General features: G+C 57.3%; 23 protein-coding genes and 4 tRNA genes. 5 read left to right on the top strand and 22 right to left on the bottom strand.

Annotated features, from left to right (window positions below; all coding sequences use genetic code 11):
- Positions 1–9: 9 nt before the first annotated feature.
- The 5 genes from yigB to EDF73_RS26265 are packed head-to-tail and all read right to left on the bottom strand — an operon-like array spanning position 10 to position 3,392.
- Complete coding sequence (gene yigB, locus EDF73_RS26285) at positions 10–726, bottom strand: 5-amino-6-(5-phospho-D-ribitylamino)uracil phosphatase YigB (protein WP_132731875.1); 717 nt, start codon at positions 724–726, stop codon at positions 10–12.
- Positions 726–1,628 (bottom strand): tyrosine recombinase XerC, encoded by a 903-nt coding sequence (xerC, locus tag EDF73_RS26280; protein ID WP_132731874.1) that lies wholly within the window; start codon positions 1,626–1,628, stop codon positions 726–728. The genes yigB and xerC overlap by 1 nt, the downstream gene beginning before the upstream one ends.
- On the bottom strand, positions 1,625–2,332 hold the full coding sequence (locus tag EDF73_RS26275; protein ID WP_132731873.1) for a DUF484 domain-containing protein: 708 nt from the start codon (positions 2,330–2,332) through the stop codon (positions 1,625–1,627). Before EDF73_RS26275 ends, xerC begins: the two co-directional genes overlap by 4 nt.
- Entirely contained in the window at positions 2,329–3,153 is an 825-nt protein-coding gene (dapF, locus tag EDF73_RS26270; protein WP_132731872.1) for a diaminopimelate epimerase, read from the bottom strand. Before dapF ends, EDF73_RS26275 begins: the two co-directional genes overlap by 4 nt.
- A gap of 35 nt (positions 3,154–3,188) precedes the next feature.
- Complete coding sequence (locus tag EDF73_RS26265) at positions 3,189–3,392, bottom strand: lipoprotein (RefSeq protein WP_132731871.1); 204 nt, start codon at positions 3,390–3,392, stop codon at positions 3,189–3,191.
- A 138-nt stretch (positions 3,393–3,530) separates the two neighbouring features.
- On the opposite strand from EDF73_RS26265, the gene cyaY reads away from it, so the two are divergent.
- Positions 3,531–3,851 carry an iron donor protein CyaY gene (gene cyaY / locus EDF73_RS26260; RefSeq protein ID WP_132731870.1) on the top strand — a complete coding sequence of 107 codons (321 nt, stop codon included), beginning with the start codon at positions 3,531–3,533 and terminating at the stop codon, positions 3,849–3,851.
- Positions 3,852–3,887: 36 nt separating this feature from the next.
- Here the strand turns inward: cyaY and cyaA are convergent, their stop codons facing one another.
- Positions 3,888–6,443, bottom strand: a complete 2,556-nt coding sequence (gene cyaA, locus EDF73_RS26255; protein ID WP_132731869.1) for a class I adenylate cyclase — start codon at positions 6,441–6,443, stop codon at positions 3,888–3,890.
- Between the two features lie 347 nt (positions 6,444–6,790).
- On the opposite strand from cyaA, the gene hemC reads away from it, so the two are divergent.
- From hemC to hemY, 4 genes are read left to right on the top strand one after another with little or no spacing between them, the layout of a single operon-like run.
- Entirely contained in the window at positions 6,791–7,732 is a 942-nt protein-coding gene (hemC, locus tag EDF73_RS26250) for a hydroxymethylbilane synthase (RefSeq protein WP_132731868.1), read from the top strand.
- Positions 7,729–8,469: a uroporphyrinogen-III synthase gene (gene hemD / locus EDF73_RS26245; protein WP_132731867.1), complete on the top strand. Its 741-nt coding sequence runs from the start codon at positions 7,729–7,731 to the stop codon at positions 8,467–8,469. Before hemC ends, hemD begins: the two co-directional genes overlap by 4 nt.
- A gap of 21 nt (positions 8,470–8,490) precedes the next feature.
- Complete coding sequence (gene hemX / locus EDF73_RS26240; RefSeq protein ID WP_132731866.1) at positions 8,491–9,672, top strand: uroporphyrinogen-III C-methyltransferase; 1,182 nt, start codon at positions 8,491–8,493, stop codon at positions 9,670–9,672.
- Between the two features lie 3 nt (positions 9,673–9,675).
- Entirely contained in the window at positions 9,676–10,872 is a 1,197-nt protein-coding gene (gene hemY, locus EDF73_RS26235) for a protoheme IX biogenesis protein HemY (protein WP_132731865.1), read from the top strand.
- A gap of 548 nt (positions 10,873–11,420) precedes the next feature.
- On the opposite strand, the gene EDF73_RS26230 is transcribed toward hemY, so the two are convergent.
- The 16 genes from EDF73_RS26230 to rho all read right to left on the bottom strand — a co-directional run bounded on the left by EDF73_RS26230 (position 11,421) and on the right by rho (position 26,117).
- Positions 11,421–11,497 (bottom strand) — tRNA-Pro (locus tag EDF73_RS26230).
- A gap of 42 nt (positions 11,498–11,539) precedes the next feature.
- A tRNA-Leu gene (locus EDF73_RS26225) sits at positions 11,540–11,626 on the bottom strand.
- 22 nt (positions 11,627–11,648) lie between these two features.
- Positions 11,649–11,724 (bottom strand) — tRNA-His (locus EDF73_RS26220).
- 67 nt (positions 11,725–11,791) lie between these two features.
- Positions 11,792–11,868 (bottom strand) — tRNA-Arg (locus EDF73_RS26215).
- A gap of 102 nt (positions 11,869–11,970) precedes the next feature.
- On the bottom strand, positions 11,971–13,356 hold the full coding sequence (locus tag EDF73_RS26210) for an amino acid permease (protein WP_132731864.1): 1,386 nt from the start codon (positions 13,354–13,356) through the stop codon (positions 11,971–11,973).
- Between the two features lie 341 nt (positions 13,357–13,697).
- Positions 13,698–14,438: a lipopolysaccharide N-acetylmannosaminouronosyltransferase gene (gene wecG / locus EDF73_RS26205; protein WP_132731863.1), complete on the bottom strand. Its 741-nt coding sequence runs from the start codon at positions 14,436–14,438 to the stop codon at positions 13,698–13,700.
- A gap of 11 nt (positions 14,439–14,449) precedes the next feature.
- A complete protein-coding gene (gene wzyE, locus EDF73_RS26200) occupies positions 14,450–15,796 on the bottom strand; it encodes an ECA oligosaccharide polymerase (RefSeq protein ID WP_132731862.1) in 1,347 nt (448 codons plus the stop codon).
- Positions 15,793–16,872: a TDP-N-acetylfucosamine:lipid II N-acetylfucosaminyltransferase gene (locus tag EDF73_RS26195; RefSeq protein ID WP_132731861.1), complete on the bottom strand. Its 1,080-nt coding sequence runs from the start codon at positions 16,870–16,872 to the stop codon at positions 15,793–15,795. Before EDF73_RS26195 ends, wzyE begins: the two co-directional genes overlap by 4 nt.
- Positions 16,869–18,119 (bottom strand): lipid III flippase WzxE, encoded by a 1,251-nt coding sequence (gene wzxE / locus EDF73_RS26190; RefSeq protein ID WP_132731860.1) that lies wholly within the window; start codon positions 18,117–18,119, stop codon positions 16,869–16,871. The genes EDF73_RS26195 and wzxE overlap by 4 nt, the downstream gene beginning before the upstream one ends.
- A gap of 1 nt (position 18,120) precedes the next feature.
- Positions 18,121–19,251, bottom strand: coding sequence for a dTDP-4-amino-4,6-dideoxygalactose transaminase (rffA, locus tag EDF73_RS26185; RefSeq protein ID WP_132731908.1), 1,131 nt, complete (start codon positions 19,249–19,251; stop codon positions 18,121–18,123).
- Between the two features lie 4 nt (positions 19,252–19,255).
- Entirely contained in the window at positions 19,256–19,930 is a 675-nt protein-coding gene (rffC, locus tag EDF73_RS26180; RefSeq protein WP_132731859.1) for a dTDP-4-amino-4,6-dideoxy-D-galactose acyltransferase, read from the bottom strand.
- A 78-nt stretch (positions 19,931–20,008) separates the two neighbouring features.
- Positions 20,009–21,271 (bottom strand): UDP-N-acetyl-D-mannosamine dehydrogenase, encoded by a 1,263-nt coding sequence (wecC, locus tag EDF73_RS26175; protein WP_132731858.1) that lies wholly within the window; start codon positions 21,269–21,271, stop codon positions 20,009–20,011.
- On the bottom strand, positions 21,268–22,398 hold the full coding sequence (gene wecB, locus EDF73_RS26170) for a UDP-N-acetylglucosamine 2-epimerase (non-hydrolyzing) (RefSeq protein WP_132731857.1): 1,131 nt from the start codon (positions 22,396–22,398) through the stop codon (positions 21,268–21,270). The genes wecC and wecB overlap by 4 nt, the downstream gene beginning before the upstream one ends.
- Positions 22,399–22,454: 56 nt before the next feature.
- Entirely contained in the window at positions 22,455–23,501 is a 1,047-nt protein-coding gene (wzzE, locus tag EDF73_RS26165; protein WP_132731856.1) for an ECA polysaccharide chain length modulation protein, read from the bottom strand.
- A gap of 13 nt (positions 23,502–23,514) precedes the next feature.
- Entirely contained in the window at positions 23,515–24,618 is a 1,104-nt protein-coding gene (gene wecA / locus EDF73_RS26160) for a UDP-N-acetylglucosamine--undecaprenyl-phosphate N-acetylglucosaminephosphotransferase (protein ID WP_132731855.1), read from the bottom strand.
- Positions 24,619–24,857: 239 nt separating this feature from the next.
- A complete protein-coding gene (gene rho, locus EDF73_RS26155) occupies positions 24,858–26,117 on the bottom strand; it encodes a transcription termination factor Rho (protein ID WP_002883293.1) in 1,260 nt (419 codons plus the stop codon).
- Positions 26,118–26,328 lie beyond the last annotated feature (211 nt).

Here is a 26,328-nt window from a genome sequence, read left to right as displayed (position 1 = left end):
TAGTGGTGATTATATCAGCGAGGTCAGAGATGCCAACCGTGAAATTTCAATGTGCGGCAGCAGGCGGCTGTCGGCGGCGCGCATCAGATCGGCGCCCTGCGGCTTGATCCAGCAGGCCTGCATACCGCAGCGGATAGCGCCCGCCACGTCGGTGGTCAGGTCATCCCCCACGTGAAGGATCTGGCCCAGCGGCAGCTCGAGGCGCTCCGCCGCCAGATGATACATATCGGCAAAAGGTTTAGCCCGCCCGTCCGGACCGGCGCGCAGGACAAAACGGAAATAGTCGCTCAGACCAAACAGCTCCGGCTGAGCGTTGCCGTTGGTCACCGCCACCAGCGGCCATTTTTCCGCCAGCGCCGCCAGCGTATCGTGGGTTTCCTGCGGCACATCGATCAAACTGCGCCAGTGGGCAAAGTTCTCCATCGCCGCATCCGCGCCGGCAGCGGCCTGCTCGCTGGATAGCCCGGCGTTCGTCATCCCCAGCACCAGCGCGCGGCGGCGCCACTCGGTGACGTCGTGGTAAATCTCCGGTTCTGTCTCGAGCAGCGTCTGACGCAGCCGCTGCAGCTCGTTCGCATCAAATTGACTCAGTGACGGGTGGTAGCGACGCACGAAGGTCAGCGACTCATGCAGCGTCCGGTCGATCACCGGGCGGTTGTCATAAAGGGTATCGTCCAGGTCAAACGTCAGTGCTGAAATCTGGCCCAGAGGTCGGTAAAAACGCATTATTTCCCCCGTTTGGCGCGCGGATGCGCCGCATCATACACCGAGGCAAGGTGTTGAAAATCAAGATGGGTATAGATTTGGGTGGTCGAGAGGTTGGCATGACCCAGCAGTTCCTGCACGCCGCGCAGATCGCCGCTCGACTCCAGCATATGGGTGGCAAAGGAGTGGCGCAGCTTATGCGGATGCACGTGGCTGTTCAGCCCCTGCTTAATACCCCATTCGGCAAAACGTTTTTGCACGTTACGCGCAGAAATACGTTTACCCAGTTTTGATAAGAACAGCGCGTCGTCATCGGCCGCGAACAGCCCACGGAGATCCAACCAGTGTTCAATCCACGCCACCGCGCTGCGCCCTATCGGCAGACGACGCTCTTTACTCCCTTTCCCCATCACCCACACCTCGCCCGACTCCCTATCAAGGTGTTTAATATCGAGGTTGACCAGCTCAGAGAGACGCAAACCCGCGCCGTACATCACTTCCAGCATCGCGCGATCGCGCACCGCCAGCGGATCGTTAAGATCGATATCCAATAGCCGGTTCACGTCATCGACGTCGATATTTTTCGGTAAGTGACGGGGGATTTTAGGCGCGGAGATACCTTTTGCCGGGTTGGCCGTCAGCTCGCCCTGCGCCACCAGCCAGTCAAAGAAGCTGCGGAGTGCGGAAAGGCGCAGTGCCAGACTTGCCGGCCCCAGCCCCTGCTTCCGGCTACGCACCGCCAGGCCACGGACCTGAGCGGCATCGCACTGCTGCCAGTTTTTAAGCCCGGCCAGCTCAGCAAGCGCAATGAGCGCATCCAGCTGACGGCGGTAGTTCAGCAGCGTAATCGGGCTCAGCTGACGCTCCACGCCCAGATAGCGCAGGAAACGGGCGACGGCGGTGAATAAGGGAGAGTCGGTCATGCGCGTTCAACCCAGCGCTCCAACAGACCAGGCAGCATTAACGCAATCTCCTGGAGCAGCTGCGTTCCCTGCCCTGGCTGGTAATGCTGAGCATCGCGGCTGGTGAAGAGCATCACGCCAGGGGCGTCATCGCCGCCCAGCAGCGACATCGCCACCGAGCCGATGGCTTTCGCTTCCGGCAGCATCACCAGCAGTTCAGGCCCGTTTAGCGGCCCGAGATAGTGGCGCTCCTGGCCAAGGCGTTGAATGCGGATAGGTTCAAACGCCTGCCGGGTCAGCGCCAGGTGGGTGAACTTTGATGGCGCGCCGAGCCGCCAGCTGTCAGGGAACAGACGCACCGTCGCCCCCGCCAGGCCGATCTCACGCGCCCAGCGGTGAAAGCGATTGAGCATCTCATCGAGGCTTTCCGCCGCCGCCAGCCGCGTCTGCAGATGAAGCAGGCGCTGGAACAGGCTTTCATTGGCGGTCGCCTGTTCCATCAACAGCATCATGTTCTCTTCCAGCACGTTGATATGGTTACGCGCCCGCACCATGTGCCATTCCACCAGCGAAATAGAGCCGCGCACCGGATGCGGAACCCGCATGTGCTCCACTAATGCCGCATTACGAATAAAGAATTCAGGATGTTGCAACAGATAGTCCACCACCGCGCGGTCGTTCAGCGCGCCGGTGATTTCCTGCTGTTCTTCCCCGACTTGTTTCATAAGTGAATAAATCCGTCGTAGACATGTGCCGCCGGGCCAGTCATAAACAACGGTTGGCCCGGTCCTTTCCAGGCGATATCAAGACGCCCGCCTGGTAATTCCACGCGTACTTCTTCGGCCAGCAACCCCTGTTGGATCCCCACCGCAACCGCCGCACAGGCCCCGCTGCCGCAGGCCTGCGTTTCGCCCGCGCCGCGTTCATAAACGCGGAGGCGAATGTGATGACGCTCGACCACCTGCATAAAGCCGATGTTGGCGCGTTCCGGGAAGCGTTCGTGGCTTTCCATCACCGGGCCAAGCGTTTCCACCGCCGCGGTTTCCACATCCTCGACCTGAATGACGCAGTGTGGGTTCCCCATCGACACCACACCGCACAATACTGTCTGTTCAGCGGCGCGCATAATATAGGTCTTTTCCGCTTTGTTGGCGCGGAAAGGCACCTGCGACGGCTCGAAGTTCGGCTCGCCCATATTGACGCGCACCAGATCGTCTTCCGTTACGCTTAATACCATACGACCGTTCGCCGTGCTCACACGGATATCACGTTTATTGGTCAGGCCTTTCAAACGGACAAAACGGGCGAAGCAGCGTGCGCCGTTACCGCACTGCGAGACTTCGCTGCCGTCGGCGTTGAAGATGCGATAATGGAAGTCCAGGTCCGGATCGTACGGCGGCTCCACAATCAGCAGCTGATCGAAGCCTACGCCAAGATGCCGATCCGCCAGGCGGCGAATCAGCTCCGGTGAGAAAAAAACATTCTGCGTTACCGCGTCAACGACCATAAAGTCGTTGCCAAGGCCATGCATTTTAGAGAACTGCATTATCTACTCCAGTTGCGCGGAACAGAAAGTTATCGTCAATAGTCTACCTGGGTCGGGCCACCGCTATCACCGCGATCGTTACGATCTGGCGTCGAGCTCTGGATACCGCTATCGACCGGTTTGGTCGGCGGAGCCGCCGTCTTTTCTGCCGGAGGGAAGTAAAGCGGTCCCTTCAGACCACAGCCGGTCAGGCTGAAGATCGCCAATAAAACGGCAAGCGTTGGAAAAACGTTTTTCATTGATAGTTGCCCGTGATTCACTCTTTCTGCTTTCTATCATCGCAGGAGAAGACGTAAAAGCAAGCGTTTAGCATCCGACTGCACGCGCTTTTGTTTCGCGCTATACTGCCGCCATCTTCAAAAAAGCAGGGTAGAACCATGAACGACAGTGAATTCCATCGCCTGGCCGACGGCCTGTGGATGACCATCGAAGAGCGTCTGGACGACCGGGACGGCGATAGCGATATCGACTGTGAGATCAACGGCGGCGTGCTGACCCTCAGTTTTGAGAACGGCAGCAAAATCATTATCAATCGTCAGGAGCCGCTGCACCAGGTGTGGCTGGCGACGAAACAAGGCGGCTACCATTTCGATCTCAAAGGTGACGAGTGGGTTTGCGATCGCAGCGGTGAAACCTTCTGGGATCTGCTGGAACAGGCGGCGACGCATCAGGCCGGTGAAGAGGTCAGTTTCCGTTAATCAGCTCGCCCGGCTCAGCGCACGCCGGGCTTCCGCTCAGGAATAGTGCTGCTGCAGCACCGGTGACCCCACGGCATCCGGGCTCACCGGCGTGGCGGCAGCGCCGATCGCCTGGCTACGGAAGGGAATAACCTGAGGTCGGCCATCGACGTCGACGATCTGGTAGAACTGCGGCAGGTTGAAGTTGATAAAACTGGAGCCGTAAGTGAAGCGATCGTGGGATGACGAGTAGAAACGGCTCACGTCACGCACCAGCTCCTCTTTACTGCCTTCACAGTGATGATACACCTCGGCGCGGTTGCTCTCGTCCAGGATATAGATGTTAAACCCGCTGTCGTTGTTATCGGCATCTTCAAAGAAGAACTGAATAATCCCTTCGCTGGCGAAGCCATCCACCACCGGCGGCAGCTTAACATGGTTGGTTTCCACCTGAACCGACAGGCCGTGCAGCTTGTTATGCGAAATCGCGCCGTAGAATTCAATGGCGTTCTCCAGCTTCTGTACCGACACGTTAAGACGCTCGAAGAACAGTCCCCAGGTCTGGCCGGAAACGCGCAGCGCTTTAAAGCGCCCGGTATCCTGACGGGTGCTGGAAAGGCGCAGCTCAATGCACTCGGAAATCATCTGCTGCACGCGGGTACGGATCAAACCACGCAGATGCTGGCTATAGCAGAACACCTCTACGCTGTCCGGCGGCGCGGCATCCTGATGCATTTTACCGAGGATGGTTTTCAACGCTTCGATCATCGCCTGCTCGCCGTTAAAGTGCAGGGTGCGCACCTCATTCCACGAGTTGCGATACAGCAGATCGACGCTGCCGATTAAGCACTTCTGCTCTTCGCCAAAGCTGAAGACATCCAGCTTACGGAAGTCAAAGTGCACCACCTGGTTGCGGAACGCGGCGGTCGGGTCGTATTCAAGGTTGACGATAATCGCCAGATGGCGGATTTCGCAGGGGCTATACAGCGCTTTGGGCGTCGGCGACGGCAGGCGCAATGGGAAGTGATGCGACACATCCGCCACCATCTCCTGCAGTTTCGCCAGATCGACAGTGCCGTTGCCCTTAATAAACAGGCGAGTACGTGACGTCAGCAGGCCGTTAAACCAGGCCCAGGCCACCAGCTTATTAAGATAACGGTTATATTCCAGCGGCTGATGGCTGATGATCGATTCCATATCCGGCGCGCGGTTATACACATACCAGCCGGTGCGGTTGGCACGGCCCGGCGGCACGTGGATAAAGGTCAGATTCGGTTCGGACAGATCCGGGGAGATTTGCGGGTTCACCAGGGTAACTTTCCCCGGCAGCGCTTCAAACGCCGCATACAGCTTACGGGTCAGCACGCCAATATCCTGCGGACTGGCGGACACACTCAGGTTGTTGCGACGCGCGAAGCGGATCAGATTGCGATAGCTCTGCATCATCGCATCAAGCAGTTCGTTATGCGCTTTGCGCACTTCGTCGATCTTCCAGTTCGCCCGGTTGTCGAGCATCATCAGACGCTTTTCATCCCAGCCCCACCCTTGCACCAGATGGCTCACGACTTCACGACGCCAGCCCACGCAGGCGCGCTCGCGGCTGAGTTTTTCGCACACTTTCAGGTAGAAACAGCGGCGGACCAGATCGAGACGGGTCTCGTCTTCAATCGCCTGCAGGTAGGTGGTGACGCGCTCAAGCATCATGCAGTAGGGATCGAGACCGAACGAAACGATTTCCCCGTCATGCAGGCGCTGCTTAATGTCTTTCGCCAGCAGGCGGTTGTTAGGATATTCCCAGGAATAAGCCTCCAGCAGCAGCGTTTTCAGCACCGCCTTATATGGCGAATCGATGCTTTTATAGAGCTGCCACAGGCTGGCGCCGAAGTACTCTTCCGCCGACAGCGAGCTCAGGCCGCCAAGATCCAGCCATTCGTTCGGCGTCAACACGCCTTGCGCATACAGGCTCATGACGTAATCGTCGTAGTGCTCTTCTTCCTCGCACGGCACCATATTCCACAGAATACGCTTGCCGGCGAGGCGCACGGCGGTGCGGTAGAACTCATCCAGCAGCAGGATATGCTGCGTTGAGCCGCAGTCTTCGCCGCCCAGGCTGCCGCTTTCGTTATGGCGGAAGCGGTTTTCATCAATCAGGAAGAAGCTGACTTCAACGCCCAGCGAGGCGGCCCAGCTTTCCAGCAGGCTGCATTTACGCTGCAGCAGCTGACGCTCTTCGGTATCGAGCCATGCCTGGTGGCAAACCCAGATATCGAGGTCGGAAGAGCAGCTTTGACCGACGGAGGAGGTACTGCCCATCGAGTAGACGCCGGTAATCGGCAGCTCGCCTTTCGGCGGCTCCTGCGCCAGCATGCCCCGGTGCAGTTCTAACTCGTCAAGGTAGTGGCGTTGGGTTTCATCAGGCGTGTAGAGGCAAATGCCACGGGGAACGTTACCGTCAAGGTAACCCGGCATCAACGGGTGATGATAATGTAGTAATGTCGGCAGTAGACTGTAAACCTGCTGGAAAGCGGGTCCCATGGCAGCAAGCGCGCGATCGACGCGCAGTTGGTTGATGGCATCCAGTCTCTGTTTCAGTGTCTCAATATAGAGGTACAAGACATATCGCCTGATGTTCAAAAACCCGTCGTACAATAGTACGGAGGATTTCAGTATTTCAACAAAAACCGTCACCATTTGTCGTCGGTGTGGTTGTGATGAGCTGCTGACGGACAAATGGTTTAAAACGTGATCAATCTAACACCTTGCTCATTGACCGTAAAGAAAGATGCGCTACATACAAGTGTAGCACCGTTTACTGCGTGTAAATTCCTCACTACGGTTGTGGCAACCGGGATGGCACCAAACGTTAATAAAGAAAGAGCCGCGCCCCTAATCCCACAAAACTAACATCCATAAGGCAACAATGTTAGGATAGTTTGTGGTCGACAACGACGGTAACAAGCATGTTAGACAAAGTTTTGAGAATTGCCACACGGCAAAGCCCACTTGCGCTATGGCAGGCGCATTATGTGAAAGAACGCCTTGAGTCCTGTCATCCTGGGCTGGTGGTCGAACTGGTGCCGATGGTGACTCGCGGCGACGTGCTCCTGGATACCCCGCTGGCAAAAGTGGGTGGCAAGGGCTTGTTTGTCAAAGAGTTAGAGCTGGCCATGCTGGAAGACCGCGCGGATATCGCCGTGCATTCCATGAAAGATGTTCCGGTCGAGTTTCCCGCGGGACTGGGGCTGGTCACGATTTGCGAGCGCGAAGATCCGCGCGATGCTTTCGTGTCCAATCACTACGCCTCCATCGACGCGCTGCCGCACGGCAGCATCGTCGGCACATCGAGTTTACGCCGTCAGTGCCAACTGGCAGCCCGGCGTCCGGATTTGGTGATCCGTTCGCTGCGCGGCAACGTGGGGACTCGTCTCGGGAAACTCGACAGCGGCGAGTATGACGCCATTATCCTCGCGGCCGCGGGCCTTAAACGCCTCGGGCTCGAAGCGCGCATTCGTCAGCCGTTGACGCCGGAGCAGTCGCTGCCCGCCGTTGGCCAGGGCGCGGTCGGCATTGAATGTCGTCTTGACGATCAATGGACCCAGGCGCTGTTAGCCCCGCTGAATCATGCGGAAACGGCCATTCGCGTACGCGCGGAGCGGGCGATGAATACCCGGCTTGAAGGCGGCTGTCAGGTGCCTATCGGCAGCTACGCCGAGCTCGTCAACGGCGAGCTGTGGCTGCGCGCGCTGGTTGGCGCCCCCGACGGCTCGCAGGTAGTACACGGCGAGCGACGCGGCCTGGCGGAAGATGCCGAACGCCTCGGCGTCTCGCTGGCGGAAGAACTGCTGGATAACGGCGCCCGCGATATTCTCGCCGCCGTCTATGCGGGAGAAGCGCCGCGATGAGTATCCTGGTCACCCGTCCGCTGCCGCAAGGCGAAGAGCTGGTCAGCCGCCTGCGCGCGCTGGGACGCGTGGCCTGGAGCTTTCCACTTATTGAATTTACCCCCGGCCGCGGACTGCACGCCTTAAGCGGCCAGCTGGCGGCCTTATCCGCAGGCGATTTGTTGTTTGCCCTTTCACAGCACGCCGTGGAGTTTGCCCACGCCCGCCTGCATCAGCTGAACCAGCGTTGGCCGCAGGCTCCCGGCTATTTCGCCATCGGTCGCACCACCGCGCTGGCCCTGCATAAAGTCAGCGCCAGGGATATTCGCTACCCATTAGATCGGGAAATCAGCGAAGTCTTGCTACAATTACCTGAATTACAAAACATTGCGGGGAAGAAGGCTCTTCTTCTTCGCGGCAACGGCGGGCGGGAATTGTTAGGCGCAACGCTCCGCGAGCGCGGCGCCGACGTCACTTTCTGTGAATGCTATCAACGTAGTGCCCGGCATTACGACGGCGCAGAAGAAGCAATGCGCTGGCAGTCCCGCGGCGTCACCACGCTGGTCGTCACCAGCGGCGAGATGCTGCAACAGCTTTGGGCGCTGATACCGGAGTGGTATCGCGAACGGTGGCTCCTTCGCTGTCGCATTTTAGTTGTCAGTGAACGCCTGGCCCAGCAGGCCCGGGAACTGGGCTGGCAGGATATCCAGGTTGCCGATAGCGCCGACAACGATGCGCTGCTACGCGCATTACAATAACTCTCAACATTGGAAGCCATAATGACGGAACAACAAAACCAATCCGCCGTGGTTGAAGAGACCAGGGAGGCCGTGGACAAGGCGCCACAGCCAGAGAATAGCGGAAAGAAAAACGGCGCAAATAAAACCAGTCTCGTTCTGAGCGCGGTTGCGATCGCCATTGCCCTCGCCGCTGGCGTCGGCCTGTATGGTTTGAATAAACAGCAAGTATCACGGCAGAACGAGACCAGTACAACGCTCGCCGATCGGGTCGCGGAGCTGCAAAAAGCGCAGGACAGCCAAAAAACCGAACTCGAAGGCATAATTAAACAGCAGGCCGACCAGCTGACAGAGGCGAAGCAGCAGCAGGAAACGCTGGCGAAGCAGCTGGAGGAAGTCCAGCAAAAAGTGGCCGTCATTTCCGGTAGCGATGCCAAAACCTGGCTGCTGGCGCAGGCTGATTTCCTGGTGAAAGCGGCCGGACGTAAGCTGTGGAGCGATCAGGACGTCACCACCGCCGCGGCGCTGCTGAAAAGCGCCGATGCCAGCCTCGCCGATATGAACGACCCCAGCCTGATTAGCGCCCGCCGGGCGATCACCGACGATATCGCCTCCCTGTCGGCGGTCAGCCAGGTCGACTATGACGGTATTATCCTCAAGGTAAACCAGCTCGCTAACCAGATCGATAATCTGCGTCTCGCAGACAACAACGATGACGATTCCCCGATGGATTCCGATAGCGAAGAGCTGTCCAGCTCTATCGGCGAGTGGCGGGTGAATCTGCAAAAAAGCTGGCAGAGCTTCATGGACAGCTTTATTACCGTCCGTCGCCGCGACGAAACGGCGGTGCCGCTGCTGGCGCCAAACCAGGATGTCTACCTGCGCGAAAATATCCGTTCCCGTCTGCTGGTCGCAGCGCAGGCGGTTCCGCGCCATCAGGAAGAGACTTACAAACAGGCGCTGGATAACGTGTCGACCTGGGTCCGTGCCTATTACGATACCGAAGATGCCTCAACAAAGGCCTTCCTTGAGGACGTTGATAAGCTGAGCCAGCAGAGCATCACCATGAACGTGCCGGACAACCTGCAGAGCCAGGCGATCCTCGAGAAGCTGATGCAGACGCGGGTACGCAATCTGATGGCGCAGCCTGCCGCCGCGCCGGGCAGTACGCCAGCTCCGGCAGCCGCGACGTCAGCGCCCGCACCTGCGACACAAGGAGAGTAACGCATGTTGAAAATTCTCTTACTCTTCGCACTGTTGATCGCCGGGATCGTCGTCGGCCCCATTATCTCCGGGCATCAGGGCTACGTGCTGATCCAGACCGATAACTACAATATCGAAACCAGCGTCACCGGGCTGGCGATCATTATGATCCTTACCATGGTGGTACTGTTTGCCATTGAATGGCTATTCCGGCGTATTTTCCGTACCGGCGCCCATACCCGCGGCTGGTTCGTCGGGCGTAAGCGCCGCCGCGCGCGCAAACAAACCGAGCAGGCGCTACTCAAGCTGGCGGAAGGCGACTATCAGCAGGTTGAGAAGCTGATGGCGAAGAACGCCGATCATGCTGAACAGCCGGTGGTGAACTATCTGCTGGCGGCAGAAGCGGCCCAGCAGCGTGGTGATGAGGCGCGGGCAAACCAACATCTGGAACGCGCCACGGAACTGGCTGGAGACGATCTGATTCCGGTAGAGATCGCCCGCGTGCGTCTGCAGCTGGCGCGTAATGAAAACCTGGCCGCGCGCCACGGGGTTGATAAGCTGCTGGAAATTACCCCACGGCACCCGGAAGTTCTGCGTCTGGCCGAGCAGGCCTATACCCGCACCGGGGCATGGCATTCGCTGCTGGATATTATCCCGTCGATGGCGAAAGCCAACGTCAGCGATGACGCGCATCGCGCCGCGTTGGAGCAGCAGGCGTGGATAGGTTTAATGGATAAAACCCTGGCCGATCGGGGCAGCGAAGGGCTGCGCGAATGGTGGAAAGGTCAAAACCGCAAAACCCGCGCGCAGGTATCGCTGCAGGTGGCGATGGCCAACCTGCTCATCGAAAGCGACGATCACGATACCGCGCAGCAAATTATTATCGACGGTCTGAAGAAGCAGTATGACGACCGCCTGGTGATGCTCATCCCGCGCCTGAAGACCAATAACCCAGAGCAGCTGGAAAAAGTGCTGCGTCAGCAGATCAAATCCGTTGGCGATCGTCCCTTGCTGTGGAGCACGCTGGGGCAATCTCTGATGCGCCACGGCGAATGGCAGGAAGCCAGCATCGCGTTCCGCGCCGCACTGAAGCAGCGCCCGGATGCATTTGATTATGCGTGGCTGGCCGATACCCTTGACCGGATGCATCAACCGGAAGAGGCCGCCGCCATGCGCCGTGATGGCCTGCTGTTGACCCTGCAGAACAATCCGCAGCAGTAGCCCGCTCGCCTGCCGCTATCGCCTCTCTTCAGGGCGATAGCGCGCTTCCCAGCCGCCCTTTTCCCCCGCCGTCCCTGTTCGTTTCATTGACCCCTGAAATAAAAAAACGCCTGCACTGAAACCAGGGCAGGCGTTAAAACAGGTCTGTTTGACAACAAATTGGGTGCTTCACTCAACGTTATGTCCATGGTGTTTGATGAGACGATACGCTGTATCTCTCAAGCTGCTTTGAAGCAGCGTGAAGATCGTGCGTATAAACGCGACATCTGTCAGTGGACGATAAGCACCGTAAACGGCTCTGCATCATTCCTGGGTTTATGAGGCCGAAGGCGAACATAAGAGATGGAATGAGCATCTACCCGTTTATTATCGCACAGGTTCTGGGGAAATTGCATCTGTCCGCAGGGTGAATTGGGAGTTTTCTGCCCAACAAACTACCGCGGCGCATACCGGAGGCATGTGAGGTTTTTGTTTGCAAGATCATGGGGATATGAGAAAGATTTGGCACGGAAGAAAACAAAAAACCCCGCCGAAGCGGGGTTCAAAATTGGTCGGCGAGAGAGGATTCGAACCTCCGACCCACTGGTCCCAAACCAGTTGCGCTACCAAGCTGCGCTACTCGCCGATGCACTGCTTTTTGAATTTTTAGTTCAATTCGTTAAAGTCGTGGTGCGAGGGGGGGGACTTGAACCCCCACGTCCGTAAGAACACTAACACCTGAAGCTAGCGCGTCTACCAATTCCGCCACCTTCGCAATTCACAACTCTATCAAATAATGGGGTGGCTAATGGGATTCGAACCCACGACAACTGGAATCACAATCCAGGGCTCTACCAACTGAGCTATAGCCACCACTACAAATCTTTTCACGCGGCACTGTAAAATTCCCAGTCCACCGCAGCTCAAGCACCGGGTTAAATGGTGCGCCCGACAGGATTCGAACCTGAGACCTCTGCCTCCGGAGGGCAGCGCTCTATCCAGCTGAGCTACGGGCGCTTAGCGCCGTTGCGGGGTCGGATAATACGGACTTCCCCCCCCGCTGTCTAGTGCCTTTTTAAATAAAATTTCTGTTTGCTCACGCTTTGCGCATTTTGGCGTTTATTCCGCCGTTTTGTCGATATTCCCCTGCCGACCAAGGCCAAAAACCCGATAAATAAGCGTGACCCCGGCCAGGAAAAGAATCCCGACGAACAGCGACATACGGGTATCGTCGTTAAAACCCATGCCGATCAGCACGCAAACCAGAAACGCCATCGTCAAATAGTTCGTCCACGGGAACAGCAGCGAACGGAACGGATGGCTGGCCATCGCCTGCCGGTGGGCGCGGCGAAAACGCAGCTGGCTAATCAGGATCACAAACCACGGCACCATGCCCGGCAGCACGCTGGCGCTGTAGACGTAGACGAATACCCGCTGTGGATTCGGAATAATATAGTTCAGGCATGAGCCGAGCAGCAGAATCAGAATTGACAACCCAACGCCCGCCGCCGGTACGCCGTTGCGCGACACTTTGCCGATAGTCGCAGGCAGCTGGCGGTTCTTCGCCAGCGCGTAGAGCATCCGTCCGCAGCTGTACATCCCGCTATTACAACCGGAAAGCGCCGCCGTCAGCACCACGAAGTTGATAATCCCGGCAGCGGCGGCGATCCCTATTTTGGCAAAGGTCAGGACGAACGGACTGCCGCCGGAGCCAATCTGATTCCACGGGAAGATGGTCACAATCACAAAAATGGCGCCGACATAAAAAATCAGAATGCGCCACAGCACCTTACCGACCGCGCTACGCAGGGTAACCTGCGGGTTCTTCGCCTCGCCGGCGGTAATCCCGATCAGCTCCACGCCCTGATAGGACGCCACCACAATGCACAGCGCCGTCAGAAAGCCCTTCCAGCCGCCGGCGAAGAAACCACCGTGCTCGGTCAGGTTGTCGAAGCCGATAGCGTGCCCGCCGTTACCAAAACCAAAGAAAATCACGCCCAGCCCGACGACAATCATCACGATAATGGTGGTGACTTTAATCATCGCGAACCAGAATTCGATCTCACCATACAGGCGTACCGCGGCCAGGTTCGCCAGCGCCACCAGCCCAACGGCAATCAGCGCCGGTATCCACTGCGCCATCTCCGGGAACCAGAACTGCACGTACACCCCGATGGCCGTAATCTCCGAAATCCCGACCGCCATCCACATAAACCAGTATGACCAGGCGGTCAGGTAGCCGAAGAACGGACTCATGTAGCGGTGTGCGTAAACGGCGAACGAGCCGGTTACCGGTTCGAGGAACAACATTTCGCCCATCGAACGCATGATGAAGAACACAAATAAGCCGGCGATAATATACGCCAGCAGGACGGAAGGACCGGCCCACTTCAGCGTACTGGCCGCCCCCATAAATAAACCGACGCCAATCGTACCGCCAAGGGCGATCAGTTCAATGTGCCTGGCCTCCAGCCCGCGCTGGAGTTCCGCTTTTTTCTCTGTCATATAGCCTCTTGTGTTTGCCCTGCCTCCGGTTTTTACTCCGCACCCTTCAGGCGATCTGCCTGCTGGTTCGCTCCGCACACGCCAACCGCACAGTGATGTATGCCGCTGGGTAATGGCAGATTGACTCCCTCGCCGTCTCCCGAAGGGTCTTGTGCATATACCGGTTATTTTTATGAATTAATGAAAGGAAATGGCCTTGCCTGCGCGACGGCAAAGACCGCCCGCCGCGCATTAAGCATGCGAATGGTTAATGAATTTTGCGCAAATGGCAAATAAAGTATCAGGCAAATTAAGGTATTAGACAGAATATGTACGCAAACTGGCCAATTAGCAGCGGAATATCAGAGCTGACCGGTGTAATACCAACGTAAATATCGCAGCAGGCGGATCTGTCTTTTAATCCGGCTCGGCTGGGATACCAAACGATAGAACCATTCCAGCCCCAGGTTTTGCCAGAATTTTGGCGCCCGGTGAACATGGCCGGTAAATACGTCGTAGGTGCCTCCCACGCCCATATACAGCGCCTGCGGATAGACCGCCCGGCAATCGCGCATCAGAATCTCCTGACGCGGCGATCCCATCGCCACGGTGACGATTTGCGCCCCGCTATCGCGGATACGCTCGAACAGCGCCTGGCGCTGGCCAGCGGCGAAATAGCCGTCCTGGCTCCCGACAATATTGACCTTCCAGCGTGCCCGCAGCTGGGATACGGTCTGTGCCAGCACCTCCGGCTTGCCGCCCACCAGAAAGACCGGCGTCCCCTGGGCGCCCGCGCGTTCCATCAGCGCTTCCCATAAATCGGCTCCCGCCACGCGCGACACCTGCGCCTGAGGATATTTTTTGCGCAATGAGCGCACGACGCTGATGCCATCGGCGTATTTAAACTCCGCAGCCTCAATCAACGCCCGCACCTCCGGGTCGTCCTCTACCGCCAGCATCTTCTCGGCGTTAATCGCGACCAGCGTTCCCTGACGGATAGCACCGTCAGCGTACAGATAATCCAGAGCATGCTGCATGTTGCGCCAGCCAATGAGTTGTAATCCTCTCAACAGATACAACGGCGCAGAAGTAGTCCCAGTCATGTCCATCCTTATCAGACCTGAGGTTGCGAAAGCGGTTTGCTCCGCTTATGAATCAGTCCCACGCTATCCAGGAACCAGTACAGCAATTTCGCCGCCAGCAAGCAGATACCAAAGATCACGAGGAAAAACACCACGCGGGAGCCAAAGGAATCCAGCCCCTCGCGTGCCAGCACTATCATGTTGAAGATAGCGCCAAAACAGAAGCTATGCAGAATGGCCGCTTTATAGCGATTACTCTCCCGGTTGCCAAGCTCATACAGCCAGTCGAACCATTTAATAATCAGCCCGACCGCCACCGCGCCCAGCGGGACGAACCAGACGCCGCCCATCACCACCAGCGAACCAATCAGCGTCGGCGAGATCGCCAGGCCGGAGTGATTATTCAGCACTTCCCAGGTAAAGTAGTTCGCGGTATTGAGCACCATTGACGGCCTGCCGTGCCACATCCAGCTGGGGATAAAGACGTAGAAATCCCGGATCATCGGCGCCAGCCCCTGGAACGCGATCTTGTCGTAGTTCTGCAACAGCAGCGCCAGATTCTCCCACGGCGAAAAGGTATCGCGGGTCAGATAGAGGAAGGTATAAAACGCCTCATCGCCGCTGACGTTCATGCCGTAGCGTTTAAGCGCCAGCCAGAACATCCCGACGATGCCAAGTACGCCAGCCGCCGCCAGCATCCACAGGCTGATCCAGCCGCGAATAATGCCGATAAACAGGAAGATGGCGAAAGCGATAATAATGTTCGCGCGGGTACCGCCGACGATGGCATAGGTCAGCAGGCCAAACGCCACGGTGCTGATCAGGAAGAATATCCACGCCTTATAATCCTGGCGCAGGAAATAGACCACCAGCATTGCCGGGATAAAGAAATAGAAAAATCGCTTCAACGCCACGCCGGAGACTTCACTGGAGAAGATCTGGCTGTAGGAGTTGAGTCTGAACAGCAGGAAGCCATTATGGGCAAAGAAAATCCCGACGCACAGCAGCGCGACGCCCAGCAAAATCACCCATGCCAGGTTGGTCTCCACCCGGTTCATGGTAAATAGCGGACGGCGCCGGCTGTCGTGCGTAGCCGAACGCAGGCGCGTTTTATAGGTCACGTAATACACCGCGTAGAAACAGACCGACACCAGCAGAGTTTGCAGCAATACTTCCGGCGGGGCGACGCTGACATCAAAGCGGAACACCAGGATGCTGGTCAGCGGGAAGCCAAAGAAGAAAGTCAGCAAAAACAACAACGAGAAGAAGACGTTGAAGTTAAAACGCACGCGGCGAAACTCAAAGTAAGTCACGGTGGCGATAAACAGCGTCGACAGCAGCCAGACCACCAGCAGCCCGCAAAATTGCATTAATGTCATACGCTCACCCCCGCAGCAATCCGCAATGCCCGCTGCCAGCCCGCCAGGTAATTCGGCCGGAAGAAGGCAATCTGGTTCTTATCAACGCCAGCCAGCTGGCGTTGCGCCTCGCGAACGACGGCGACATCCAGCGTATCGCCGGTAAACAGCACCGGAATATCCTGCTCCGCCATATCCTGCCAGAACGGATTTTCCCGATTCAGTACGCAGGGGATCCCCGCCTGAATCAACAAGCACAATGTACCGATCCCCTGCTGGCGGGCAAACAGGAAGTAGCCCAGATCGCAGCGGCGCAGCAGAGCCAGATACTCATCAAACGCGAGTCGATCGCCGAGTATCTGTAAACGTTCAGCACGGAATAATGCCGCGCCCGCCTCCCGGACTTCGTGGATATAGTCGGCATTGTTTGCCGGATAGCCCATCGGGACGATCACGTTTACCGTATCGCCGAACTGCTGATGAATCGCCCGCAGCGCCGCAATATGTTCATTGCTGCGGTCGCCGGAGTTCCCCACCAGAATCGTCAGCGTCTCAGCGTGCGGCGCGCTATCGGCCAGCGAATTCAGCGCCGGATCCATCCGCGTCGGGAAATAGAGCAGCTCGCCGGGCACGCGCGGATGACGACGGGCAAACCAGCTCAGATCGCCGCGGGTGGCAAAAACGCGCCCGACCCGCCCCTGAGCCAGGCGGCGCAGGGGATAGAATAAACGAAATTTCAGGCTGGACGAATTCTCATACAGATCGGCCCCCCAGATGTGCCAGTTAAACTGGGCAGGACGAATTCCTCCACCCAGCAGCGCCAGCCACAGCCCGGTATTAAACTGACCGTGGAAGAAAAAGTGCTGACGACGATCGGCTTTTGCCAGCGCAATGACCGCCTGCGCCAGCGCTTTTTTACCGGGATAACAGGTGATAGACAACCCCGGGTACGCTTCGCGGACGCCCGTTGCATCACCAACGACCATAAATCTCCGCGCCTGCTCGTCGCCGGCGGCCAGTTCATCATTAAAGAACCGCAAAACGGTCTGGTTATGGTGGGGGATATCCGATCCCAGTACATGTATCAGTGCTGTCATGCCCGTTTACGCCAGAGTAAAAACACGCCACTACAGAGGGCGAAATAAACAATATACGTAGCCATATACGCCTGCGCCGCGCCAGTTGCGCCGTGCGCCGGGATGAGCCAGTGCGAGAATACGGTCAGCAGCGTGAACTGGCTGATTTCTGTCAGAATATAAAAGCGCAGCGACGCTTTAGCGATCACCAGATAACCGTAAACATAGGCGCCCACCTTCAGCACATCGCCGACCAGCTGCCAGGCAAACAGATCGCGCATGGCCGTAAAGCGCTCAGAAAACAGCAGCCAGATGGCAAAGTCGCGCAGCAGCCAGACGGTGAAGCTCGCCGCGGCCACCGCCGGGAGAACAAATTTTAATGACTTGCCGATCTCGCGGGTGATATCCGCTTTGGCAGTCAAACGCGACAGCGTAGGCAGCAGGTACACGCTGAACGAGGCGGTGATAAACTGCAGATAGGCATCGGAAATACTGCTGACCCCTTGCCAGATCCCTACCGCCTCCCAGCCATAATGCTCCGCCAGCAGGTTACGCATCATCACATAAGCGACCGGCAGCGTCACCGAGGTAATCAACGCCATCAGGGTAAACTTGCTAAGCTGCCCCGCCAGGCCATTGTCCCAGCGCGGCCGCAGCGCGCTTAGCGGGATAGTCCCCCGCCGCCATAATACAATCGCCGCCGGCACCACGACCAGCGCCGGCACCAGCGCCAGCCCCAGCAGCGCCCCCTGATAGCCGGCCACGCGGTAGCAGGCATAGTAGGCCACGACGCCAATCAGACTGCCGGCGATCAGCGACAGGGCATTCCCCGCCGCATCGCGAAAACCTTTCATCAGCGCCAGCAGCAGGTTGGCCCAGGCAATGCCCATCTGTACCAGCGCCACGAGGCGCACCAGCCCCTGGTAATCCGTGTGACCAAACAGCCCCTGGCTGATGGGGGCCGCCGCCAGCAGGAACACCAGCGCCAGCAGCGTTGAGAAGCCGAGCACCATCGCTGAGGAGGTCCCGACCACTTTATTCAGCTGCTGGCGATCGTCATGGTGCTGCGCCACCAGTTTGGTGACGCCGTTGAAAATACCCGCGCCCGCCAGCACGCCGAGGACGGTGACCAGCTGGCGAAAGTTACCGGCCTGGCCCACGCCCGCCGGTCCAAAAGACACCGCCAGCAGTTTCACCACCAGCAGCCCGGCGGCGATTTTGACCAGCGTGGACGCGGCGGTCCACAATGAAGCTTTAGCCAGCGACATATCAGGAGAAATAGCTCAACAGCGAGTTAATCACCGTTCGCTGGTTAGTCGACGACAGGTTGTAGAACAGCGGCAGACGCAGCAGGCGCTCGCTTTCCAGAGTGGTATAACGGTCCTCCCCGTGGAACTCACCGAAGTTCTCACCCGCCGGGCAGCTATGCAGCGGAATATAGTGGAACACCGCGAGGATTTCCGCCTCTTTCAACCAGGCGATCAGCCGGCTGCGATCATCGATATCGCGCAGCTTAATGTAAAACATATGCGCGTTATGCCCGCAGTCAGCAGGAAGGGTCGGCAGCTCGATGCGTCCGGCGCGGGCCAGCGGCAGCAGCGCATCGTAATAGCGCTGCCACAGCGCCAGCCGCTGCTGGTTAATTTGATCCGCGGCTTCCAGCTGCGCCCACAGATAGGCGGCCTGCAGGTCAGACATCAGATAGCTGGAACCGATATCGCGCCAGGTGTATTTATCCACCAGGCCCCGGAAGAACTGGCTGCGGTTGGTGCCCTTCTCGCGGATAATTTCCGCGCGTTCAATCAGCGCGCGATCGTTGATCAGCGTCGCCCCGCCTTCGCCGCCCGCGGTATAGTTTTTGGTCTCATGGAAGCTAAAGCAGCCGATATGCCCGATAGTGCCCAGCGCTCGCCCTTTGTAGGTCGACATCACGCCCTGGGCGGCATCTTCCACCACAAACAGGTTGTACTTGCTGGCGAGGGCCATAATAGTATCCATCTCGCAGGCAACGCCGGCATAGTGGACCGGCACAATTGCCCGGGTTTTTTCGCTAATCGCGGCTTCAATCAGCGTTTCATCGATATTCATCGTATCGCGACGAATATCCACAAAGACGATTTTTGCCCCGCGCAGCACAAAGGCGTTGGCGGTGGAGACGAAGGTATAGCTCGGCATAATCACTTCGTCACCCGGCTGGATATTCAGCAGCAGCGCCGCCATCTCCAGCGAGGCGGTACAGGAAGGGGTCAGCAGCGCTTTTGCCGTGCCGAAACGCTGCTCCATCCACTGCTGACAGCGGCGGGTAAAGCCGCCGTCGCCGCACAGCTTGCCGCTGCTCATCGCGGATTGCATATAATCAAGCTCGGTTCCCACCACCGGCGGCGCGTTAAATGGAATCATCATGTCACCTGTATAACCAGTACGCGGTGTTTTCCACATTGGCACCGCTGAGAATATAACGTTTAAGCGCGGCGGTGTTGCCCATCTGGGTTGCCACCCGCAGTGTAGAAAGCTGGCGCAGCCCGGCCCAATGCCGCGCCGCCTGCATCAGTTCCGCGCCCGCGCCGCGACCGGCTAACAGGCCAATTCGGGCTTCCGTCGTATTGAGCTGACGCAGTGAAACAAACGCGCGAATATCGCCATCAGCGGCGCGAAAAATCAGGCACTGGTTATCGAACGTCCCCAGCACCGCGTTTTCAACCCACCGGGCGTAAAAACGGCCGCTGGCGTCCGACGGGTACCAGGGCGCGCGAAAGCGGCTCTGCGCAAAGGCCTGCGCCGCCAGCTCGCGCAGGCGCGGAATATCCGCCGCCGTCGCCACTTCGCTTCCCGCATCATCAGGAACGCCAACCGGCAGCGCCAGATCGACTTCGCCTTCCACCAGCTGGAACCCCAGCTGCTGTAGCGCATCCAGCCGTTCGCTATCTTCCGCCGCAATCTTCGCCTGCAGACGCGACCAGCCGGCCAACGCCTGAGCGGTCAGCGGCGGGGCATCATCGCGAAAGCGCACAATCGCGCTATCAATGCCAAAGAAGTGATTCTCCCATTCCAGGGATTCAATACTGGCGCGGACGAACACGGGAGGGATCCCGGAGAGAGGCGTTATAGCCAGAGCCTGGCATAAAATCCAGGCCCTCGCCGGTGACCAGAAGCGTACTCATCGCCACACCCCTTTGGTGTCGACAATAAATTCCTGCGTCACGCTGGCGCCGCTGATGGCTTTAAACTCGTTATGGTCTACCAGCATCACCAGCACGTCGGCACTCGCCAAAGCATCATCCAGCAGAGCCAGTGAACATAAACCAGCCAGTTTCTGTGGCAGTTGATGAATATTGGGCTCTACCACCAGCGTGTCGCCGCTGTGCCAGCGGGCAATTTGCATGGCGATCGACATCGCCGGGCTTTCGCGCAAATCGTCGATATTCGGTTTAAAGGCCAGGCCAAAGCAGGCAATTTTCAGCTCGCTGGCGCGTTTGTTGCTGGTCGCAAGGCAATCCGCCACCCGCGCCTTGACCTGGTCGATCACCCAGTCGGGCTTATGGTCGTTAACTTCGCGGGCGGTACGAATCAGCCGCGCCTGCTGCGGGTTTTGCGCCACGATGAACCACGGATCGACCGCGATACAGTGGCCACCGACCCCCGGGCCCGGCTGCAGAATGTTCACGCGCGGATGGCGATTCGCCAGGCGAATCAGCTCCCAGACGTTAATTCCCTGCTCGGCGCAGATCAGCGACAGTTCGTTAGCAAACGCGATATTGACGTCGCGGAAGCTGTTTTCGGTCAGCTTACACATCTCCGCGGTGCGGGAGTTGGTCACCACGCATTCGCCCTCGAGGAAAATCTTATACAGCTCGCTGGCGCGGGCAGAACACACCGGCGACATACCGCCGATAACGCGGTCGTTTTTAATCAGCTCGACCATCACCTGGCCCGGCAGCACGCGCTCCGGGCAATAGGCGATATTCACGTCCGCCGCTTCGCCCGCCTGCTGCGGGAAGCTCAGATCCGGGCGCATTTCCGCTAACCAGGCGGCCATTTGCTCCGTGGCGCCCACCGGCGACGTGGACTCCAGAATCACCAGCGCCCCTTTCTGCAGCACCGGCGCAATGGATTTTGCCGCGGACTCTACGAAGACCATATCCGGCTCATGCTGGTCTTTAAACGGCGTTGGTACCGCGATCAGATACGCATCGGCAGCGACCGGCGCGGTAGTGGCACTTAAATAACTCTGTTCGACCGCCTCTTTGACGACGCTCGCCAGATCCGGCTCCACGATATGAATCTCGCCACGGTTAATGGTCTCCACGGCATGTTGATTGATATCAACGCCGACCACCCGCTTTTGCCGGGAGGCGAACGCGGCAGCGGTTGGCAGGCCAATATATCCAAGGCCAATCACCGAAATGGTAGAAAAACTCATAGCGTTACCTGATTATTTTTAAGTGCGGACAAAATACGGCGACATGCCTGACCATCGCCGTAAGGATTATGCGCCCGGCTCATCGCCTGATACGCGGCATCATCCTCCAGCAAATGCGTAACTTCAGCGACGATACGCTGGGTGTCGGTACCCACCAGCCGTACGGTGCCTGCGGCGACCGCCTCCGGGCGCTCGGTCATTTCACGCATCACCAGCACCGGCTTTCCGAGCGATGGCGCTTCTTCCTGAATGCCGCCGGAGTCGGTGAGAATCAGCCATGCGCGATCCATCAGCCAGACAAACGGCAGGTAATCCTGCGGCTCAATCAGCATCACGTTATCAACGTGGCCAAGAATACGGTTCACCGGCTCGCTGACGTTCGGGTTCAGGTGCACCGGATAAACAATTTGTACCGCGGGATGATCGGCGGCGATTGTCGCCAGCGCATGGCAGATTTGCTCAAACCCGCGGCCGAAGCTCTCCCGGCGATGGCCGGTGACCAGAATCATCTTCTTTCCGGCCGCCAGGAACGGATAACGCTGCAGGAGGGTATTGCGCAGGAGCTCATCACCCAGCACCCGATCGCGAACCCAGAACAAGGCATCGATCACCGTGTTGCCGGTGACCACGATATGGCCGTCCGCGATGCTCTCCCGCAACAGGTTCTGCCGTGAGGTTTCCGTCGGCGCAAAATGATACGTGGCCAGGTGCCCGGTTAGCGTACGGTTGCCCTCTTCCGGCCACGGCGAGCTCAGATCGCCGGTCCGCAGCCCCGCCTCAACGTGCCCTACCGGGATCCGCTGGTAGAAAGCGGCCAGGCTCGCGGCCATCGTCGTCGTGGTATCGCCATGCACCAGCACGACGTCCGGCTTAAACGACTCCAGAACCGGTTTCAGCCCCTCGAGGATACGGCAGGTAATCTCCGTCAGCCCCTGTCCTGGCTGCATAATGTTGAGGTCGTAATCCGGAACAATGGAAAAAAGTTTCAACACCTGGTCGAGCATCTCCCGATGCTGGGCGGTTACGCACACTTTCGCCTCAAAGTGAGGATCCTTTGCCAGCGCATGAACCAGAGGCGCCATTTTGATGGCTTCGGGTCTCGTGCCAAATACCGTTAGTACTTTCACATCGATTCTCTTCGATTAGGTGATGAAGCCCGTATGTCCTTCATCACAGGCCGCATTCACTGGACCCGACGACGCGATAATGCGACGCCTGCGCCGATGAGCGCGCCCACAATCCCCCACATCACCATCAGAAACACCCGCCGCGGGCTATCGCGTTTTACAGGTTCTTCCGGCGTACGCAAATACCGGTAGGTCTGAAAACGCGGGTCTAATGTCGGCCCGACGTTCAGCGTATTCAACATGGCACGGCTCTGGTCATAGTCGAGATCGTATTCCGGCCCAACCGCCTGCAGATTTTCCAGCCGCGCCTGCAGCATCGGCCTGCCGAGTAAGAACAGTTCGGAATCGGGAAGCTGGTCTGCCGGGATATCCGTTTCGCTACGAGAAATGTTGTGCTGCTGAGCGATTTTCAACGCCTCTTCCACGCTGTGGGTACGCCGGTTGAAAATTTCGCGCGCCACCTCTTCCTGACGCTTCACCTGCGCTTTCATCTGTACGGTACGTGCCGCCCAGGCGCCCTTCAGCTCATCATTCAGATGCCCTGCCGCCCGCTGGCTGGCGAAAGCCACATACTGGCGCAGTAAATTATTGGCATCTGGCGCCGTTTCCGCCGTCAGCTTCACGCTGTCGTTAATACTCTTGGCCGGGTCGCCGGGCATAAACTGAATATTGTTAATCAGCTCATCCAGCAGCGCGGCGTCCGCGCGGGCGTTACCCGACTGACGCTGTTTGTAATAGTCAGTCTGCAGCCAAAAATCGCGGCGGGTATCCCAGGAAGCCTGCTGCATGATGAACTCTTTATAGGCTTCATCCATCGCCGAGGGCTGATCGACCGGCACCAGGTTGGCTTTAATATCCAGATTGCGTAAGAACTGCTGTTGAGAGTAGTAACCGCCAAGCATATTCACGGTGGGGCGATCGGTAATCGCCGTCGCGCTCCACTCCTGACGAGCAAAGAAAGCGTAAACCAGAACGATCAGCGCGAATAGTACGGCCATTCCGGCTATCCAGATTTTTCCTGCCCATAAGGCGCGAAACAGCCCGCGAATATCCAGCTCATTCTCAACGTTCACTGCTTGTGCTCCCGGTAATGGTTGAGTCATCACGTCCCCAGTTCTACTTGGTTAATTTTGGATTATTGCCGCTGTGTCGCCGAATTCTGCGTCTGATGCGCTTAACCAGTCGCGCCACTTTCCATGCGCGTTTAATACAGTAGCCATAAAGGAAAAAGGCCAACAAAAAGAGTACTAACATCACCCATTCAGGAACGATACGGGTATATTCCGCCACCACACCGACCATCGCCAGTAGCGCGGCCGCCAGGGTGATCAGGACAAAGGCCTGCCGGGAAGTAAAACCGGCACGCATGATCAAATGATGAATGTGCTGGCGGTCCGGAGAGAACGGACTCATACCTTTACGCAGGCGGCGATACATAATCGCCACCATATCCATCAACGGAATAGCAATAATCCACAGCGCGGTAACCGGGCTAATAGGATGGGTTTTACCCTGGGTCGTCTCCAGCAGAATCCAGATGATGGTGAAGCCAATCATGGTACTGCCGGCGTCGCCCATAAAGACTTTATAGCGACGGCCAAGCGCGCCAAGGTTAAGTAAAATATAGGGCAGAATGGCGGCAATCATCGCAAAACACCACATTGCCAGGCTGTACTGACCGTCAAACCACAGAATAATGCCGGTTGCCGCAAACGAGACCGATGACAGACCGCCCAGCAGGCCGTCGATGCCATCCACCATATTAAAGGCGTTGATCGCCGCCCAAACGGCGAAGAGGGTGAGGAAGAAGCCAAAGGGACCGAGAACCAGCTCCCACGAGCCAAAAATAAAGCCCAGGCTGCTCAGATGCAGGTTTCCTGCCGTCATCATCACCACGGCAATCGCGGCCTGAATAACCGCGCGAATTTTTACACTGATATCAAACCGGTCGTCCAGCGCACCGACCAGGACGAGGATCCCGGCGCACGCCAGGTATAGCGTTGCATGGGGAATGTAATAATCGGCGATGGCAAAAGTAAAACAAATGCCAGCGTAAACTGAGATGCCACCCACTAACGGAACCAGGCCTTGATGCCGTTTTCGATAGTTAGGTTTATCCACTAGCCCGACTTTTTTTGCTGCTTTACGAGCAACAAATATAAAAAGGGTGGTGAATAAGAAAATACTGATTATTTCAGTAATAGCAGTGAGTAAATTCACAACACATATGCTCTCAGCATGGTTAATCCGGGAAGTATAACGACGATGTCTCAACTCCTGAAGGGTTAAAGCAGAACATTACAAATTTATTGTATAGATTTTAGTCTGTTAAAGTTGTTTCTGCCTGGAGTGGTGCACTAATCATACGATAATACCCGCTCCGCTTTCCCTTTCTGGATCATACAAACCCCCAAAACAAAACGCCACGCAATCGCGTGGCGTTTTTTGGCTTTTTTAACTTACGAGCGCTTCATCATATCGAAGAAGTCATCGTTAGTTTTGGTCATAGCCAGTTTGTTGATGAGGAACTCCATGGCGTCGATTTCACCCATCGGATGGATGATTTTACGCAGGATCCACATCTTCTGCAGCTCTTCCTGAGTGGTCAGCAGCTCTTCTTTACGGGTACCGGAACGGTTGTAATCGATAGCCGGGAAGACGCGTTTTTCAGCAATCTTACGCGAGAGGTGCAGCTCCATGTTACCGGTGCCTTTAAACTCTTCGTAGATAACCTCATCCATTTTGGAGCCGGTATCGATCAGCGCCGTAGCGATGATGGTCAGGCTACCGCCCTCTTCAACGTTACGTGCGGCACCGAAGAAACGCTTCGGACGATGCAGGGCGTTGGCGTCCACACCACCGGTCAGTACTTTACCGGAAGCCGGAACCACGGTGTTGTAAGCACGCGCCAGACGGGTAATGGAGTCGAGCAGAATGATAACGTCTTTCTTGTGCTCAACCAGGCGTTTCGCCTTCTCGATGACCATCTCGGCAACCTGAACGTGACGGGATGCCGGTTCGTCGAAGGTGGAAGCAACCACTTCGCCTTTCACCAGACGCTGCATCTCGGTCACTTCTTCCGGACGTTCGTCGATCAGCAGCACCATCAGCACGCAGTCAGGATGGTTGTAAGCGATGCTCTGCGCAATATTCTGCAGCAGCATGGTTTTACCCGCTTTCGGCGGAGCAACAATCAGACCACGCTGGCCGCGGCCGATCGGCGAAGCCAAATCGAGGACACGCGCGGTTAAGTCTTCGGTAGAACCGTTACCACGCTCCATACGCAGACGTGAGTTTGCGTGCAGCGGCGTTAAGTTCTCGAACAGGATCTTATTACGCGCGTTTTCCGGCTTATCGTAGTTAACTTCGTTAACTTTCAACAGCGCAAAGTAACGCTCACCCTCTTTCGGAGGACGAATCTTACCGGAAATGGTGTCGCCAGTGCGGAGGTTGAAACGGCGGATTTGGCTTGGGGATACGTAGATGTCATCGGGACCGGCGAGGTAGGAGCTGTCTGCGGAGCGGAGGAAACCAAATCCATCCTGCAGTATCTCCAGTACGCCATCGCCAAAGATATCTTCGCCACTCTTCGAATGCTGCTTGAGGATGGCAAAAATAATATCCTGCTTACGCATACGGGCCAGGTTTTCCAGCCCCATATTTTCGCCGAGAGTAATCAGCTCAGAAACCGGCGTATTCTTTAATTCGGTAAGATTCATAATGGTGTGGGTTCTTAAACTCGGGGTAGAACTCGAACTTAATGTTGTGAATGGTATGGCAGGAACTTCCATGCCTGTTAACGGCCTTCATCTCGTGCCTGTACGTTGCCTGGTCACAGGAAAGAACGCAGAGCTGGAACGACAAAACGGAATGAGTGATAAGCCCGGAATTTGTAGCTTCTCGCGCATTTTCTGCGGGACGCTTCGGGTA

Source organism: Klebsiella sp. BIGb0138, from assembly GCF_004342285.1.
Taxonomy (GTDB): Bacteria; Pseudomonadota; Gammaproteobacteria; order Enterobacterales; family Enterobacteriaceae; genus Klebsiella.
This window is presented reverse-complemented; position numbering and strand designations above follow the sequence as displayed.